This is a genomic window from Collinsella sp. WCA1-178-WT-3 (M1) (assembly GCF_009696325.1).
In the GTDB taxonomy this organism is placed as follows: domain Bacteria; phylum Actinomycetota; class Coriobacteriia; order Coriobacteriales; family Coriobacteriaceae; genus Collinsella.
Genome location: NZ_VUME01000007.1, coordinates 38,694 through 54,654, shown reverse-complemented (window position 1 = coordinate 54,654; position 15,961 = coordinate 38,694). Strand labels below are relative to the sequence as shown.

At 59.0% G+C, this 15,961-nt stretch carries 13 protein-coding genes and 4 tRNA genes; 15 read left to right on the top strand and 2 right to left on the bottom strand.

Going from position 1 to position 15,961, the window contains the following annotated elements; translation table 11 throughout:
* Positions 1-49: 49 nt before the first annotated feature.
* The 9 genes from FYJ40_RS05835 (at position 50) to proC (ending at position 8,238) form a co-directional block, all read left to right on the top strand.
* A complete protein-coding gene (locus tag FYJ40_RS05835; RefSeq protein WP_154517661.1) occupies positions 50-1,111 on the top strand; it encodes a glycoside hydrolase family 5 protein in 1,062 nt (353 codons plus the stop codon).
* 6 nt (positions 1,112-1,117) lie between these two features.
* Positions 1,118-1,996 carry a 16S rRNA (cytidine(1402)-2'-O)-methyltransferase gene (gene rsmI, locus FYJ40_RS05830; protein ID WP_154517663.1) on the top strand — a complete coding sequence of 293 codons (879 nt, stop codon included), beginning with the start codon at positions 1,118-1,120 and terminating at the stop codon, positions 1,994-1,996.
* A gap of 69 nt (positions 1,997-2,065) precedes the next feature.
* Positions 2,066-3,667 carry a methionine--tRNA ligase gene (gene metG, locus FYJ40_RS05825; protein WP_154517665.1) on the top strand — a complete coding sequence of 534 codons (1,602 nt, stop codon included), beginning with the start codon at positions 2,066-2,068 and terminating at the stop codon, positions 3,665-3,667.
* A gap of 107 nt (positions 3,668-3,774) precedes the next feature.
* Positions 3,775-4,635, top strand: a complete 861-nt coding sequence (gene rsmA, locus FYJ40_RS05820; RefSeq protein ID WP_154517667.1) for a 16S rRNA (adenine(1518)-N(6)/adenine(1519)-N(6))-dimethyltransferase RsmA — start codon at positions 3,775-3,777, stop codon at positions 4,633-4,635.
* Positions 4,625-5,542 carry a TatD family hydrolase gene (locus FYJ40_RS05815; protein ID WP_154517669.1) on the top strand — a complete coding sequence of 306 codons (918 nt, stop codon included), beginning with the start codon at positions 4,625-4,627 and terminating at the stop codon, positions 5,540-5,542. Before rsmA ends, FYJ40_RS05815 begins: the two co-directional genes overlap by 11 nt.
* Positions 5,543-5,585: 43 nt before the next feature.
* Positions 5,586-5,672 (top strand) — tRNA-Leu (locus FYJ40_RS05810).
* A gap of 306 nt (positions 5,673-5,978) precedes the next feature.
* On the top strand, positions 5,979-6,917 hold the full coding sequence (locus FYJ40_RS05805; RefSeq protein WP_117848150.1) for an SPFH domain-containing protein: 939 nt from the start codon (positions 5,979-5,981) through the stop codon (positions 6,915-6,917).
* A gap of 6 nt (positions 6,918-6,923) precedes the next feature.
* On the top strand, positions 6,924-7,394 hold the full coding sequence (gene rlmH, locus FYJ40_RS05800; protein WP_370450649.1) for a 23S rRNA (pseudouridine(1915)-N(3))-methyltransferase RlmH: 471 nt from the start codon (positions 6,924-6,926) through the stop codon (positions 7,392-7,394).
* 73 nt (positions 7,395-7,467) lie between these two features.
* Positions 7,468-8,238 carry a pyrroline-5-carboxylate reductase gene (gene proC, locus FYJ40_RS05795; protein WP_154517671.1) on the top strand — a complete coding sequence of 257 codons (771 nt, stop codon included), beginning with the start codon at positions 7,468-7,470 and terminating at the stop codon, positions 8,236-8,238.
* Positions 8,239-8,394: 156 nt separating this feature from the next.
* Here proC and FYJ40_RS08930 read toward each other — a convergent pair whose 3' ends face one another.
* Positions 8,395-8,568 carry a DUF6724 family protein gene (locus tag FYJ40_RS08930; RefSeq protein ID WP_195838594.1) on the bottom strand — a complete coding sequence of 58 codons (174 nt, stop codon included), beginning with the start codon at positions 8,566-8,568 and terminating at the stop codon, positions 8,395-8,397.
* A gap of 111 nt (positions 8,569-8,679) precedes the next feature.
* Between FYJ40_RS08930 and serS the strand changes: the two genes are divergently transcribed.
* From serS to FYJ40_RS05765, 6 genes are all read left to right on the top strand, one after another.
* A complete protein-coding gene (gene serS / locus FYJ40_RS05790) occupies positions 8,680-9,963 on the top strand; it encodes a serine--tRNA ligase (protein WP_154517673.1) in 1,284 nt (427 codons plus the stop codon).
* A gap of 173 nt (positions 9,964-10,136) precedes the next feature.
* On the top strand, positions 10,137-10,514 hold the full coding sequence (locus tag FYJ40_RS05785; RefSeq protein WP_154517675.1) for a hypothetical protein: 378 nt from the start codon (positions 10,137-10,139) through the stop codon (positions 10,512-10,514).
* A gap of 74 nt (positions 10,515-10,588) precedes the next feature.
* A tRNA-Arg gene (locus FYJ40_RS05780) sits at positions 10,589-10,665 on the top strand.
* A 353-nt stretch (positions 10,666-11,018) separates the two neighbouring features.
* Positions 11,019-11,095: transfer RNA gene (locus tag FYJ40_RS05775), tRNA-Arg, on the top strand.
* Positions 11,096-11,730: 635 nt separating this feature from the next.
* Positions 11,731-13,917 carry a lipopolysaccharide assembly protein LapB gene (locus tag FYJ40_RS05770; protein ID WP_154517676.1) on the top strand — a complete coding sequence of 729 codons (2,187 nt, stop codon included), beginning with the start codon at positions 11,731-11,733 and terminating at the stop codon, positions 13,915-13,917.
* A gap of 91 nt (positions 13,918-14,008) precedes the next feature.
* Positions 14,009-14,099: transfer RNA gene (locus tag FYJ40_RS05765), tRNA-Ser, on the top strand.
* A 322-nt stretch (positions 14,100-14,421) separates the two neighbouring features.
* Here FYJ40_RS05765 and FYJ40_RS05760 read toward each other — a convergent pair.
* Entirely contained in the window at positions 14,422-15,762 is a 1,341-nt protein-coding gene (locus FYJ40_RS05760; protein ID WP_154517677.1) for a D-alanyl-D-alanine carboxypeptidase family protein, read from the bottom strand.
* Positions 15,763-15,961 lie beyond the last annotated feature (199 nt).

Genomic DNA, 15,961 nt, shown 5'->3' with positions numbered 1-15,961 from the left:
CTATGCAATACGATGCGGGTTCGCCCTGCACGATTCGAAGGGGGCCGTGATGGAGAGGATACTCGGCGTTAATCTCTCTGGCTGGTTTATTCCCGAGCCTTGGGTGACCCCGTCGCTGTACGCGGCGACAGGTGCGTCCAATGCGGCGGAACTGCAAGAAGCCATGGGCACTGCTGCCTATAACGAGCGCATGCGTCGCCATTATGAGACATTCGTAAGCGAAGATGATTTTCGCCGTATGGCGCAGATTGGTCTCAATGCCGTGCGTTTGCCGGTGCCCTGGTATGCCTTTGGCTCGCAGGAGTCCGATGCGTCCTACATTTCGGTTATCGACTACATTGACCGTGCAATTGAGTGGGCTGCCAAGTATGACATTCGCGTGCTGCTCGATCTAGCGACTGTGCCCGGTGGCCAGGGCGATTCCAACGATTCGCCCACCACGCCGGAGGCTGTTGCCGAGTGGCATTCGTCCACCAACGGTCGTCACGTTGCGCTCGACGTGCTGGAGCGTTTGGCCGATCGCTACGGCGAAGCCGAAAGCCTTCTGGGCATTGAGCTGCTGGATACGCCGCAGATGAGTGTCCGCAAGAGCCTCTTCACCATGACGGATGGCATTCCGGCCCACTACCTGCGCAATTTCTATCGCGATGCCTACGAGCTCGTCCGTTCGTATATGCCCGAGGATAAGATCGTCGTCTTCTCGTCGTCGGGACATCCCAGCGAGTGGAAGCATTTTATGCGCGGCACCAAGTACAAGAACGTCTACATGGACCTTCACCTGTACCATTACCGCGACGAGCATGCGCTCGACATCACGAGCCCCCGCGGGCTGACGACGGCGATTTCCCGCAACAAGCGCGAGCTTAAAGAAGCGATTTCGACAGGGTTCCCCGTGCTGGTGGGCGAATGGTCGGGCGCGGCGATCTTTGCCAACTCGTCGGTTACGCCCGAGGGCCGCAATGCCTACGAGCGCGTGTTTATCGCCAATCAGCTGGCTTCGTTTGCGCCGGCTGCCGGTTGGTTCTTCCAAACGTGGAAGACCGAGAAACGTATCGCAGCATGGGACGCCCGCGCGGCGCTCGGTACGCTCGAGCGCGGCATGATTGAATAGGTTGATATGACGCAAAACAGCGCCCGTACGGGCAAACTCTATGTGGTCGGAACACCCATCGGCAACCTGGGCGACCTGTCTCCGCGCGTTGGCGAGGCGTTTGCCGCCGCCGATGCGATCTGCTGCGAGGACACGCGCGTGACCTCAAAGCTACTGATGCACCTGGGCATTTCCAAGCCGCTTGTCCGTTGTGACGAGAATGTGATCGCCAGCCGCGCCGCCGGCCTGGTTGACCGCCTGCTGGCGGGGGAGACCCTCGCTTTTGCCTCGGATGCCGGCATGCCGAGCGTGTCCGATCCCGGCCAAGCGCTGATCGAGGCGGCGCGTGAGGCCGATGTGCCCGTCGAAGTTATTCCCGGGCCCTCTGCTTGCGTCACGGCGCTCGTTTCGTCCGGTATTCCCTGCGAGCATTTTTTCTTCGAGGGCTTTTTGGGCCGAAAGCACGGCGACCGCGTGCGCCGTTTGCAGCGCCTTGCCGTGGTGCCCGGCGCACTCATCTTCTACGAGTCTCCACATCGCATCGTGGCGACGCTCGAGGCCGTGGCGGAGGTCTTTCCCCAGCGTGAGGTTGCCGTCTGCCGCGAACTCACCAAGCTGCACGAGGAGGTCTTGCGCGGGCCCGCCGCCCAGCTTGCCGAGGGGCTGCGTGCTCGCGGCGAAGTAAAGGGCGAGATTGCGCTGGTCATTGCGCCACCGAGTGAAGACGAGGAGGCCGGCATCGTGCCGGTTGGCGCAGCGGCAGCGGATCCCGATGAGGCCCTGCGCGCGGATATCCGTGTCGCGCTCGAGGAGGGGGAGCCCGCCTCTGCGGTGGCCAAGCGCCTGTCTCAGAAGTATTCACGCCGCAAGCGCGATGTCTATGCCATGGTGCTCAATATGCAATAGATGGAGGATATCCAGCCCTTGCGTTAGAATCATCCCCTGTATGCAACGTTTTTCTGGAGGACAAACCCCATGGATCAAAGCAAGCCTTCGTTCTTTATCACGACGCCCATCTACTACGTCAATGCCGATCCGCATCTGGGCACGGCTTATTCCACCATCATCGCCGACGTCCAGGCTCGCTATCGCCGCTCCGCCGGCTATAACGTCAAGTTCCTGACCGGCATGGACGAGCACGGCGAGAAGGTCGCCGAGGCCGCAGCCAAGCATGGCATGACGCCGCAGGAGTGGACCGACAGCCAGGCTCCGCACTTTAAGGAGCTTTGGAGCAAACTCGAGATCTCCAACGACGACTTTATCCGCACCACCGAGCCGCGCCAGCATCATGCGGTGCAGTATCTGTGGGAGCGCATGAAGGAGTCTGGCTACCTGTATAAGGGCAGCTACGACGGTTGGTACTGTGTGCCCGACGAGACTTACTTTACCGACACGCAGGTCCAGAAGGGTGACGAGGAATACGGCAGCGTCGGCCAGCACCTGTGCCCCGACTGTCACCGTCCGCTCGAGCGCGTGCAGGAGGAGTCCTACTTCTTCAAGCTTTCCGCTTTCCAGGACAAGCTGCTCAAGCTCTATGACGAGCATCCCGATTTCGTCGAGCCTGCATTCCGCATGAACGAGGTGCGTAGCTTTGTCGAGGGCGGCCTCAACGACCTTTCCGTGAGCCGTACGAGCTTTGACTGGGGCATCCAGGTTCCGTTCGATGAGGGCCATGTGACCTATGTGTGGTTCGACGCGCTGCTCAACTACATGACGGCTGTCGGCTACGGTGTCGACACCGACGAGGCCCGTGCCGAGCTGGCCTATCGCTGGCCTGCGCAGTTCCACATTGTGGGCAAGGACATCATTCGCTTCCACTGCGTCATTTGGCCCGCTATGCTCATGGCCATTGGCGAGGCTCTGCCCGAGCACGTCTTTGCCCACGGCTTCCTGACCGTGCGCAATGCCGAGACTGGCAAGGCCGAGAAGATGTCCAAGAGCCGTGGCAACGCCATTGCCCCGCAGGATGTTATCGACATGCTGGGCGTCGAGGGTTATCGCTACTACTTTATGACCGACGTGGTCCCCGGCACCGACGGCGCTATCAGCTTCGATCGCATGGAGCAGGTCTACAACGCCGATCTCGCTAACAGCTGGGGCAACCTCATCTCGCGTTCGCTCAACATGAGCGGCAAGTACTTTGACGGTTGCGCGCCCGCCAAGCCCGCATCGTTCGATGCGTTCGATAACCCGCTGGCAAAGATCGCCGATGGCCTGGCCGAGCGCTACATGGCCAAGATGGACGTACTCGATTACGGTGGAGCCAAAGACGAGGTTATGGAGCTCATCCACGCCGCCAACCACTACATCGAGGACTCCGAGCCCTGGGCACTTGCCAAGGACGAGGCCAAGGCCGACGAGCTGGCGTTTGTGATCTACAACCTCCTCGAGGCCATCCGCATTGCCGCTCACCTGCTGATGCCGCTCATGCCCCAGACTTCTACCGAGGCCCTGCGCCGCCTGTCGTGCGAGGACGAGGCCGCGAGCGACGACCTCAAGGGCATTTGCGCTTGGGGTCTGCTTGCCGGTGGTCAGCCCGTCGAGAAGGGTGAGCCGCTGTTCCCGCGTCTGGGTTAAGACGCCGCGCGCCATATCGGCAATCTGCTGTTTAGGTGTAAGGGCATGGCCGCAACGGTCCATGCCCTTTTGTTTCAAGACGCCGCCACCATGCTAAGGAGGCAACTATGACAACTTCGCCTTTGGCAAACCCCACGGCAACAAGGGAGCTGCTGGAGGAGTTTGGCCTTGCGACCAAGCATCGCCTGGGCCAGAACTTCCTGATCGACAACCATGTGATCGAGCGTATTTGCGAGCTTTCCGAACTTGCGGGCGATGAGCGCGTGCTCGAGGTCGGTCCGGGCGTTGGAACGCTCACGCTTGCGCTGCTTCAGGAGGCGGCGTGCGTCACGTCGATTGAGGCCGATTCCGAGCTCGAGCCGGTGCTCGATGCCCATGCCACCGACTATGCCAACTTCCGCTTTATCATGGGCGACGCGCTCAAGGTGTGTCCGGAGCAGATTGAGCAGGCCGCGGGCGGTGAGCCGACGGTATTTGTCGCGAACTTGCCCTATAACGTGGCAGCAACGATCATTCTGCAGTTCTTCCAGACGATGCCCGCGCTCAAGCGCGCCGTCGTCATGGTTCAAAAGGAGGTTGCCGATCGCATTGCCGCAACGCCGGGCAACAAGACCTACGGCGGCTATACGGCAAAGCTCGGCCTGTATGCGCAGGTGACGGGTCGCTTTGAGGTGCCGCCGCGCTGCTTTATGCCGGCGCCGCATGTGGATTCGGCCGTCGTGCGCATCGACCGTGTCGACGGCGTAGCGCCCGAGGGGCTTGATCGCGAGTTTGTGGCCCGCGTGATTGACGCTGCGTTTGCTCAGCGTCGCAAGACCATCCGCAATTCCATGAGCGCCAACGGCTTTGCCAAGGACGTGCTCGATGCCGCCTTTGAGGCTTGCGGCATCGCGCCCACCACACGCGCCGAGACGCTTGGCGTTGCCGATTTTGTCCGTCTGGCTCAGGAGCTAATCCATGATGCCTAATGACGAGCGCGTGACGTTTACCAAGAAAAAGAAAACGGTTGCTTGCCCCGTGCCCTTGGCGCCGCTTGCCGATACGCACGCGCACTTGCTCTCGTTTTGGGGCAAGGAAGTACCCGAGACGCTTGTGCGCGCCAAGGCTGCAGGCGTCGACCTGTTGGTGACGATCTTTGATCCCATTGCCGACAAACGCAGCGTGACGGACTATAGCGACTGGCTGGTGCGCGAGATTTTGCCGATGCGGGATATTCCGCAGATAAAGTATCTCGCCGGTGTGCACCCCTATGGCGCGCCGGACTATACCGATGACATTCATGCACAGGTCGTTGCTGCGCTTGATGATCCCTTATGCGTCGGTATCGGCGAGATCGGTCTGGACTACCACATGGATTACGACGACGGCATCGCGCCGGCGCCCCACAGCGTGCAGATCGACTGTATGGCGCGCCAACTCGAGGTTGCCGTACGCCGCAATGTGCCGGTAGAGCTGCATCTGCGTCATGAGGACACGGACGAGGAGCGCTCCTCGCATGTGGATGCGTACAACGTGTTGCGCGAGGTGGGTGTGCCTCAGGCCGGTTGCGTGCTGCACTGCTTTGGCGAGGATCGCGCCACGATGGAGCGCTTTGTGGGTTTGGGCTGCTATATCGCCTATGGCGGCGCGGCCACCTTTAAGCGCAACAATGATGTGCGCGAGGCATTCGCGGCGACCCCGCTCGACCGTATTTTGTTCGAGACGGATTGCCCGTATATGGCTCCGGAGCCCATTCGCGGTCTTGAGTGTGAGCCGGCAATGATTTCCATCACGGCAAACGCGCTGGTCAACGACCGTGTCGATCGTACTGGAGAGAAAGCAGAGGCAATTGCGCAAGCTGCGTGGGACAATGCCTGCAAACTTTTTCAAAAATAGTTCTTGCGTTCACGGTGGTGCTCCGTTATTCTAATTCCTGCACGCGGGCGTGGCGGAATTGGCAGACGCGTACGGTTCAGGTCCGTATGGGGGCAACCCCATGAAGGTTCAAGTCCTTTCGCCCGCACCATTGATTGAAAGAGCTCCCAGCAATGGGAGCTTTTTTGTTATGGGCCCATCGCAGGGACTTGAACCTGCGAAGGAGCGAGCGTCAAGAAAACGCGGAGCGTTTTTAGCGAGCTGGCGAGTCCGCCGGCAGGCGGGCGAAGCCGGTGCGGATCCGCGCAGCGGATACGCGGACGTCCTTTCGCCCGCACCATTGATTGAAAGAGCTCCCAGCAATGGGAGCTTTTTTGTTATGGGCCTCCTGATGGTGTCACATGGCTGCTTTGTGCGGGTATCCTAGTGCCAACGTGTGCCCATCGGAGGAGAGACCATGCTGTTATCCGGTATTATCGCTGCCCTTACGAGCCTTCTACTTCCCATCATCATTTTGTTGCTACTGCTTCCCAACGCCTGCTATGTCGTTGAACAGCAGCATGCTGTGATCATCGAGCGCCTGGGCAAGTTTAACCGCATCGTCAACGCGGGTTTCCACATGAAGGTGCCCGTGATCGACCGCAAGGCCGCCACGGTGAGTCTGCGCACCATGAAAAACGGTTTTGGGATCGACGTTAAGACCCAGGACAACGTGACTATCGGCCTTGAGGTCTCTGCTCAGTACCACGTGAGCTATGACATGGGAGCCGGCCCGGCAGATTCGGGCATCTACAAGAGCTACTACATGCTGCAGGAGCCCGTCGACCAGATGCGCGACTTCATTACCGATGCCCTGCGCTCTTCCATCCCTGTCTATACCCTTGATGAGGTCTTTGCCAAGAAGGATGACATTGCCAAGGACGTCAACGCCACCGTATCCGAGCAGATGGCCGCCTACGGCTTTACCCTCGTTTCGACGCTCATCACCAAGATTGCGCTGCCGACCGAGGTCGAGAACTCTATGAATGACATCAACGCCGCCCAGCGCAAGCGCGCTGCTGCGCAGGAGCTCGCTGAGGCCGACCGCATCAAGCGCGTTACCGAGGCGACCGCCGAGGCCGAGGCAATGGAAAAGGCGGGCGAAGGCATCGCCAACCAGCGCAAGGCCATCGCGCTGGGTATCAAGGATTCGCTCGAGATTATCCAGGAGACGGGCGTCGGCAACGATGAGGCCAACCAGCTGTTCATGTTTACGCAATGGTCCGAGATGATGACGGAGTTCGCTCGCACGGGTAAAACATCGACGGTCGTGCTGCCGAGCGACTTTTCGCAGTCGGCCTCTATGTTCGAGCAGATGCTGACCGCCGGCAAAGTTCAAAACGATTCGAAGGAGTAGGCGCGCGTGAAGTGCACCGTTGTATGCGTCGGTAAGCTCAAAGAGCGTTTTTGGAAGGATGCCTGCGCCGAGTACACCAAGCGCCTGGGCGCCTATGCCAAGGTGGATATGCGCGAGGTGGCCGATATCGACCCGGCCAAGGCGGGCGGCGTGGATGCCGCGCGCGACAAGGAGGGAGCGGCGATTCTTGCAGCCCTGCCGCCCCGAGCGCATGTGATCCTGCTGGCCATTGAGGGCAAAGAGCGCTCGAGTGAGGAACTCTCGGCGCGGCTCGATGATCTTATGTTGCGAGGCAACAGCGACATCGCCTTTGTGATTGGCGGATCGGACGGCGTGAGCGACGATGTTCGCTCACGAGCTGACGAAATGCTCAGCTTTGGACGCATTACCTTGCCGCATAACTTGGCGCGCGTGGTGCTGCTGGAGCAGGTCTACCGCGCCTGCAAGATTAGCCGTGGTGAGCCGTATCACAAATAGGTCGGCAACACGAAACAATGCCGTGGGACAATAGCTCTCGATTTGAAGAATCTGTCTGAGAGGACTATGAGATATGAAGATTGGATTTGTCGGTTTTGGCAATATGGCGAGCGCTATGGCCGATGGCTGGATTGCCGCCGGTGTGGCTGCGAGCGACATGTGTGCCTGCGCGGGCCGCTACGATGCCCTGGTTGAGCGCTGTGAGGCGCGTGGGATACTTGCCTGTCGTGATGCGGCGGAGGTTGTCGCTGTATCCGATATCGTGGTTGCTGCGGTCAAGCCGTACATGATCGAGAAGGTCTTCGCTCCGCTCAAGGATACTCTTGCCGATAAGGTCGTCCTTTCGGTCGCCTGGACTTGGGACAGTGTCAAGTGGGAGCAGGTTCTGCCGGGTGTCGCGCACATCTCGACGGTCCCCAATACACCGGTTTCGGTGGGCGAGGGCGTCATCGCCTGCGAGAAGTCCTCTACGCTCAACGGCGAGCAGCGTGCCGTGGTCCTCGACCTGCTCGGAAAGCTTGGCACTGTCGTTGAGCTCGATACGAGCTTGCTGTTTGTGGGCGGTACCGTGGGCGGTTGCGCCCCGGCATTTGTTGCCATGGCGATTGAGGCCCTGGGCGACGCGGCCGTCAAGCACGGCATTCCGCGCGCTGACGCCTATCGCATTGTGAGCCAGATGGTTCTGGGTACGGCGAAACTGCAGCTTGCAACTGGGCAGCATCCTGCGGCGATGAAGGATGCCGTGTGCTCGCCCGGCGGCGCAACCATCAAGGGCGTCGTCGCGCTCGAGGACGCCGGCATGCGCAGCGCCCTGGTCAAGGCCATCGACGCCACCCTTCAGTAAACCTGCCATTTAGGGACAGGTTTATTTTGGCAGGTTTTTCCTGCGGTTTTATCTCTATAGCGAAAAGCGCCCCGCAACCGGGTTGATACCGGTTGCGGGGCGCTTGCGTTTGCCCAGATAAAACCGACCAAAATAAACCTGTCCCTAAATGGCAGGTTAGTCCCAGAAGCTGTCTTGATCTTCTTCGGATTTGGGCCCGCGGTCGACGTAGAGCTTATGGGTGCGCTTCTCCATTACAAAGGCAAGAATCGCAAACAGCAGGATGCCGCCGGCGAAAAGGATGGCAAAACCGGTGCGGGTGCCAAACAAAAAGGAAAAAACTGCGTCCATTGGGTGCCTTCTTGCGTAGTTGAGTTGGGTCGTAAACGCTCATAAGTATATACTTGCCCATACATGTACAAGGTTGCAACCTAAATGGAATGTATATCGCCGGAGGATCTAATGCTTGATATCAAGTTTGTTCGCGAGAACCCCGATGCCATCGATACCGCCATGGCTAACCGCCAGACGTCTTGGGATCGCGAGAAGTTCTTTGAGCTCGACGATGAGCGTCGTGCCGTCATCACCGAGGTCGAGGAGCTCCAGGCCACGCGTAATGCCGAGTCAAAGAAGATCGGCGCCCTGATGAAGGAGGGCAAGAAGGACGAGGCCGAGGCCGCCAAGGAGGCCGTGCGCGCCGTCAACGAGAAGATCGACGGTCTGGCCGAGCGCCGCACCGTTCTCGAGCAGGAGCAGTACGACTTTATGGCTCACCTGCCCAACATTCCCTGCGAGGCCACCCCGTACGGCAAGGACGAGGACGAGAACATCGAGCGCCGTCGTTGGGGCACCCCGCGTGAGTTCGACTTCGACTTTAAACCGCACTGGGATCTGGGCACCGACCTCGACATCTTCGACTTCGAGCGCGGCAACAAGCTCTCCGGTAGCCGCTTCACCGTTCTCGGTGGCGCCGGCGCCCGTCTGGAGCGCGCCCTCATCAACTTCTTCCTCGATACGCACACCAGCCGTGGTTTTAAGGAGTGGTGGCCGCCCATCGTCGTCAAGCGTCAGACCATGTTTGGCACGGGCCAGCTGCCCAAGTTCGAGGACGACGCCTATCATGTCTCGGGCGATAACTTCCTGATCCCCACCGCCGAGGTCGTGCTTACCAACCTGCACGCCGGCGAGGTTCTCGATGCCGACACCCTGCCGCGCCGCTACACCGCCTTCACCCCCTGCTTCCGCGAGGAGGCCGGCTCTGCTGGTCGCGACACCCGCGGCATCATCCGCCAGCACGAGTTCGACAAGGTCGAGATGGTCAAGTTTGCCAAGCCGGAGGAGTCCGACGAGGAGCTCGAGAGCATGACCGCCGAGGCCGAGTTCCTGCTTCAGCAGCTGGGTCTTCCGTATCGCGTGATTAGCCTGTGCACCGGCGACCTGGGCTTCTCTGCCCGTCAGACCTACGACATCGAGGTCTGGCTGCCGAGCTACAACGCTTACAAGGAGATTAGCTCCTGCTCCAACTGCGGCGACTTCCAGGCTCGCCGCGCCAACATCAAGTATCGCGATCCCGAGAACTTCAAGGGCTCGCGCTACCTGCACACCCTTAACGGTTCCGGTCTACCGGCTGGCCGCACCATGGCCGCCATTCTGGAGAACTACCAGAACGCCGACGGCACCATTACGATCCCCGAGGTTCTGCGTCCTTACATGGGCGGCCTCGAGAAGATCGAGCCGGTCGCGTAGGTTTGCTGCATAAGCGATTTGCGGGGGCGCCCCTATCCGGGGCGCCTTTTTTGTGCGCGGAGCCTTACCATGTCGCGCGGACAGCTCAATAGAAAATACACGAACAAATGTTCTGTATACGGTCGTCTACCTGCTATGCTTTTACTAGATACGAGCGAGAGAAGGGGGATGTGATGGACCTGTTTGATGAGCGGGTAGTTTTGTTTGAGAGCGATGAAGGTGGGGAGCACCTGCTAGTTACGTGTGAGCCATCGGGTATGGGTGGCTTGGTGGTGAGGCAAACGAGCGAGGGCCCGTTGACCCAATGGTGCTTTGAGGAGTCGCCACATGTAGTCGAGACCTTTGTGACGCACGAAGGGCTTGCAACACTCGAACGGTTCTATGGAGTCGGGACTTCTAACCAGGTGGCACGCATGCTGAGTATCTCGTTTGCCGAGTATGATTGCGCCCAGCGGGTGCGCTCGCTATTGAGGGATCTCGGTGTTGGGTTCGATGTGGTTGAAAAGCCGATCGATCGTATGGGAAACGGTGATACATGCGGAGCTGCATGAGGAAAATGGTCTAGAAAAAAATCAAGATTGTGCTTGACTCCAATTAACTAAAATGGTTTCATATGTCTTGCGCTGCGGCGTTACCTCAGCTGGATAGAGGGTCTGACTACGAATCAGAACGTCATAGGTTCGAATCCTATACGCCGCACCAATCGAACTTGAAGCCTCCGGCAACGGGGGCTTTTCTTTTTTGGAAGCCATGCATGGATTCGAACCTCGGTCGAGGCGCGAGCGTAAAGAAAACGCGGAGCGTTTTTAGCGAGCGGGCGAGCGCGCCGGCAGGCGGGCGAAGCCGGTGCGGATCCGCGAAGCGGATGCGCGGAATCCTATACGCCGCACCAATCGAACTTGAAGCCTCCGGCAACGGGGGCTTTTCTTTTTTGGAAGCCATGCAGGGATTCGAACCTCGGTCGAGGCGCGAGCAGCATAATCATCACATCGTAAAATTTTTTCAAATTGTCGCTTGACCCGTCGGGGCCTCGCGTGCATAATAATCCGTGCGTTGCGGCGTTACCTCAGCTGGATAGAGGGTCTGACTACGAATCAGAACGTCATAGGTTCGAATCCTATACGCCGCACCAATTGACTTTAAAGCTCCCGGCAACGGGGGCTTTTCTTTTTTGGAAGCCATGCATGGATTCGAACCTCGGTCGAGGCGCGAGCGTAAAGAAAACGCGGAGCGTTTTTAGCGAGCGGGCGAGCGCGCCGGCAGGCGGGCGAAGCCGGTGCGGATCCGCGAAGCGGATGCGCGGAATCCTATACGCCGCACCAATTGACTTTAAAGCTCCCGGCAACGGGGGCTTTTCTTTTACGCCGCCATTCGACGCCAGACACTCGACTGGAATCGTGCGCCTCCGCCCGCGGGAGACTATTTCTTATCGACTCGTGTAAGATTCCGAGTAGATGTCGCGGCCTATCCGCGACCACTCCTTCGCTAGACGACCGATCAGGGTGATATTTCGTGGCAGAGCGTCCGACATACAAGCTCAGGTTTCTCGACCCCAAAAAGCGTTTTCCATCGATGCCAGAGCAACCCGCGGGGCGCTCGTATGGTGTTGTCTGGAAAGTTTTTGGCGAGGATCCTAAAGAGTCTTGCTACGTCGTCGAATTCGTAGGCAAAAGCCACATATCGCTTTTGGGCTACGTGAGCGTGTCAGGTGAGGTCTATAAGGTTGACGGCCCTGTTCAGAAAGTGCCATTGCCCAAGAACCCCGACATGAAATTGGTCCTTGACGAGTCCGATTCCAGTGTTGGCGAGATTTTGGTGCGGGGAGCCAACGGCGCAATGCGCGCTTGCGCGCGAACGGTCGGCTCTCCCAAAGGGCCCATGCGTGAGCAGTCCGACCACGAGACATGGAATTCGAGCCGTGCTCTCCCTTATGGCGAGTTTATGGCCTCGATGTTCTTGCGCTACGTGATATTTGCCGACCCCAAAAACGCCCTTGCGAACACGGTACCTGCCGACGAGCTCGATGAGGGTATAAAAAACACCGCCAACAAGATCAAACTCGTAAAGTTGCCCGAGCCGGTCGAGGTGTTTTTGGGCTTTAACACGGCACCGCTCCCCGATGCTATCGAGACGCTGCTCTACCGCGTTGACCATGCCGATAATCCGAGCGGTATCGAGCGTTATGCCGGCGCCCTTATGAGCGAGGTCGATTTGCCCCGACTGCGCACCATCGCTGCCAAGTCCGAGATGGGCCTAGCGCGTATCGACCGCTCAAAGCTGTTCTATCTCAATTTTGATCGTAGCCTGCTGGACCAAGACGAGATTGACATGCTGCTTGCTATCGAGTGTCGTCTTAACCGCCTCTCCGGCATCCTTGAGCGTATTGGGGCAGGGTTGGGCCCCGTTGCCTCGTCGCCAAGCTTTGAGGGCTGCTCACTCTTTGATCTATGGCATATCAGCAAGACGACAAACGACGTTCCTCGCCTGCTCGAAACGCTGTCGAATGACAACCCGTGGGCCAAACCGGGGACGGTTGCGTGCCAGCCGGGTGGCGAGTGGGACGTTCGCACCCGCTTTGCACGTATCGTAGAAGCACTCAACGTGGTCACGCGGCTCGACTACACCTATCGAGCGAACGTCGCCGAGGGCATCATGCTGGTTCGATTTGGCCGCACGGTTGTCGATGCTATGCCGCAGCGCGAATACGATGCTCAAGATGATGCCTGGCGCGAGGTGGATGAGCCTAAGCGCGCAGCATGGGCCGCGGAGCACGACGCGCGCGTGGCGCTCACGCTGGCAGCGGCTTGTTTTGCTGCCGGTGCCAGCATTACGCGCTGCTACGTTCAGATTGCGGCTCCCGATGGCGAGCAGGGCGAGCGCATCATTGCAACATATTCCTTTGGGCGTGCGGCCTATCTGGCCAATTGCGTTCCCGCCGCTAAGAATTTTGAAAGCATGGATATGGATGATATGCCGTGCAAGCGCAAGCTTGAGGCATATGAGTCGGACGCGCCGGATGCGATTGAGCCCGCTGAGGTTCATGCTCGCCCGCGTGACGACCACCGTTCGCTGCCGCCGACGTTGCGCGACCTGCTGCTTGCCGATACGGCTGATGAGCTTGAGGTTATGGAGGAGGGCGATGACCCGTATGTGGCGCGCGTCGCTGAGTTGCGCGAGCGGGCAAAAGTCGACCGCGCGGGTGCGTTTGAGGGCTTTTCCCGTCTTGTTGAGGAGCTGGAGGCCAAGTGCGCCGTTGCCGAGCTTTTGGCGACAGGACCGGTCCAGACGCTGTTTTGCGACAACCAACTGGTGCGTATGGTGCTGCCGGTAATGGAGGAAGACCGCTCCCTTCGTATTTTGCGCGCTCCCGATGCGCTGTACTTTGCCCAGCATGAGATTTGCAGCTTTTACGCCGATCAGGAGGATTTTGAGCGGGCATTGCCCGAGGTGCGTCATCTTTACGATCTGGCGCGCTCATCCATGCAATCACACTTTGCACTCATCAACGTGCTGGCGCGTCTGGAGCGCTATGACGAGATCATTGAGGTGGCGCGCCACGGCCTGCGCATTGCCAGTGACCGTTCCTCAATCGGCTACCTGTTCTATCGCCTAGCGTTTGCCTACTGGAACTGCGATCAGCTTGAGCTGGCGTTGGCGTGCTACCGCTTGGTACCGCGCGGCGAGGAGTCGGGTAGCAACGCACTGGAGGAAATGCAGGGCCTTATGAACGAGATGGGTGTCAATGAGCCACCGACGTTCGAGGAAGCGGTTGAGACCATCAGTAAGGCCGGGCTCGAACTGCCGCCGGTGCCCGCCGTTTCCAACCAGCTGGCAGACGCTGCTGTGCAGCTGGTCGATAACGGGTTCTTTTTCCTGGCACGCGTCTGCATCTTCCAAATGTGGCGCACGATGGGAAACGATGAGCTCGGCTCCCTCAGCCGCTCGTTGGGGTAGGCGAAGCTTGCAAGGAGGAAAGGCTGCTGGGCAATTTGAAAATCCCCCTTGCCCATCCTCGACTGTTTGGTTACTATGGAACGGCTGTTACGGAGAGCTGACCGAGAGGCCGAAGGTGCTCGCCTGCTAAGCGAGTATGCCCCAAAAGGGCATCTGGGGTTCGAATCCCCAGCTCTCCGCCAGTACGAATTTGAAAAAGGGCTCCGTAAGGGGCCCTTTTTGGTATGGAGAACGTTAGCTGGGGATTCGAACCCGAGAGGGCACGGGCGTTAAGCAAACGCGAAAGCGTTTGTCGCCCGTGGGCGAAAAGCCGCTAGGCTTTGAAGCCGGAGGGCATGCGTAGCATGCCCGGACATCCCCAGCTCTCCGCCAGTACGAATTTGAAGAAGGGCTCCGTAAGGGGCCCTTCTTGGTATGGAGAACGTTAGCTGGGGATTCGAAACCTCAAAAAATGAGGCGCCCCGTTGGACGCCTCATTTGGTTCGATGTGATATCGCTTTGGCCCTACACCTCAGGAGCCTTGGCTACGGTCTCGCTCTCGGCTGTGAGCGGGCGGTTGTCGATGCGGCGGCCCAGGCGGTCGAGCTTCACGAGCAGCCACTCGATGGGATTGGGCCCCGTTCCTTCCTCGTCGGCAACCAGGTCCATGACGGCAATCTTGGTGCCGTCCTGCTTAAGCGTAACGCTGCCCACCTTATCGCCAACATGCACCGTGCCCGAAAGGCCATCGTAGCTAACCTTTTCGGTCACTTCGCCGGCGAGTGAGAACACCGTTGCCTGCGCGGTGGGGTCGGCAAGCGTGGCGTCGATGGTTTTGTCTGTCCAGTCGGTTTGACTGACACGTGCCATCAGCGGATTTCCGTTGGCGGTCTTCTTTTGCGTATTGGCGATTTCGACCGTTACCTTGTGGTCGTAATACCAACTAGCAAGTGTGGCCGTATCGGCAAAACGCTGGTCGGTGGTGCTGGAGTTCAAGACAACGGTATAGATCTCGTCGCCATCGCGATTGTAGGCGCTTGCAAAGCAGTATCCGGCATCGTCGGTGGTGCCGGTCTTACCGCCGATATTGCCGTCTTGGTCCAATAAAACATTGTGCGTATCCATGGAATGCGAATGATCGGAGCCGTCGGCGCCCGTCACTTCGATCCAGGGATCTTTGCTCGCCATGACTTCGCGAATCGTGTCGTCCTTCATGGCCTCTTGCATCATCAATGCCACATCGTGTGCGGTTGAATGCATATCGCCGGCCCATTCGTCAAAATCCAGCCCGTGCGGGTTCTCGAAGAGCGTTCCCGTGCAGCCGAGCTTCTTGGCCCGCTCGTTCATGGCTTTTACAAACGTAGCGACGGCATCTTTGGTCTTGGGGTCAAGTTTTTTGCCCACGTGTTCGGCAAGCGCGATGGCGGCGTCGTTGCCCGAGGGGATCATCAGGCCGCGCAGCGCTTGCTCGACGGTGAGCTCGTCGCCTTCGAGGAGTCCCGCGGTCGAGTTGCCTACGGTTGCCGCCGCGTTGCTCACGGTGATTTTCTCGTCCATTTTGCAGTTCTCGACCGCGAGGATTGCAGTCATGACCTTGGTGATCGAGGCGATTTTGACTTGCTCGTCGGCGCTACGGGCATAGTAGACGGTGCCGTTTTTACCCATGACAAACGCATTGGAGGCATCGATATCGGGCAGGTCTTCGGCTGCAATGCCGCGTGCATCGGCGGCTTTGCCGCAGATGTTATCGGTCGTGAGCACTTGGGCGCCGGCGACGGACGGAATACCGGCGACAAGGGAGACGGCGCAGGCAAGGCCAACGGTCAGCTGCGCGGAACGCTTTAAAAGAGGGGTAAGATACTTCACTGACTTCGCTTTCGACGGGATGGTCTCCTTTGGCTCTAGAGTATATCGTTTACCGGCTGTGCCGCTTGGGGTTTGGCGCGTGCGGTTTATCTTCGTGTCTGAGCGGACGCTTGGGTGTGCACGGTCGATATGATTGCCCGTCGCGTATCGAGGAGGTCCTTACAAATACTTGACAATACGCTCACGCATATATGAGCTG

Bases quoted from the DNA above. Each gene is read 5' to 3' on its own strand.
- FYJ40_RS08930 (WP_195838594.1), bottom strand. From the start codon at position 8,568: ATGGACGCAGTTTTTTCCTTTTTGTTTGGCACCCGCACCGGTTTTGCC.
- rsmI (WP_154517663.1), top strand. From the start codon at position 1,118: ATGACGCAAAACAGCGCCCGTACGGGCAAACTCTATGTGGTCGGAACA.
- metG (WP_154517665.1), top strand. From the start codon at position 2,066: ATGGATCAAAGCAAGCCTTCGTTCTTTATCACGACGCCCATCTACTAC.
- proC (WP_154517671.1), top strand. From the start codon at position 7,468: ATGAAGATTGGATTTGTCGGTTTTGGCAATATGGCGAGCGCTATGGCC.
- FYJ40_RS05770 (WP_154517676.1), top strand. From the start codon at position 11,731: ATGAAATTGGTCCTTGACGAGTCCGATTCCAGTGTTGGCGAGATTTTG.
- serS (WP_154517673.1), top strand. From the start codon at position 8,680: ATGCTTGATATCAAGTTTGTTCGCGAGAACCCCGATGCCATCGATACC.
- FYJ40_RS05835 (WP_154517661.1), top strand. From the start codon at position 50: ATGGAGAGGATACTCGGCGTTAATCTCTCTGGCTGGTTTATTCCCGAG.
- FYJ40_RS05805 (WP_117848150.1), top strand. From the start codon at position 5,979: ATGCTGTTATCCGGTATTATCGCTGCCCTTACGAGCCTTCTACTTCCC.
- FYJ40_RS05815 (WP_154517669.1), top strand. From the start codon at position 4,625: ATGATGCCTAATGACGAGCGCGTGACGTTTACCAAGAAAAAGAAAACG.
- rsmA (WP_154517667.1), top strand. From the start codon at position 3,775: ATGACAACTTCGCCTTTGGCAAACCCCACGGCAACAAGGGAGCTGCTG.
- FYJ40_RS05785 (WP_154517675.1), top strand. From the start codon at position 10,137: ATGGACCTGTTTGATGAGCGGGTAGTTTTGTTTGAGAGCGATGAAGGT.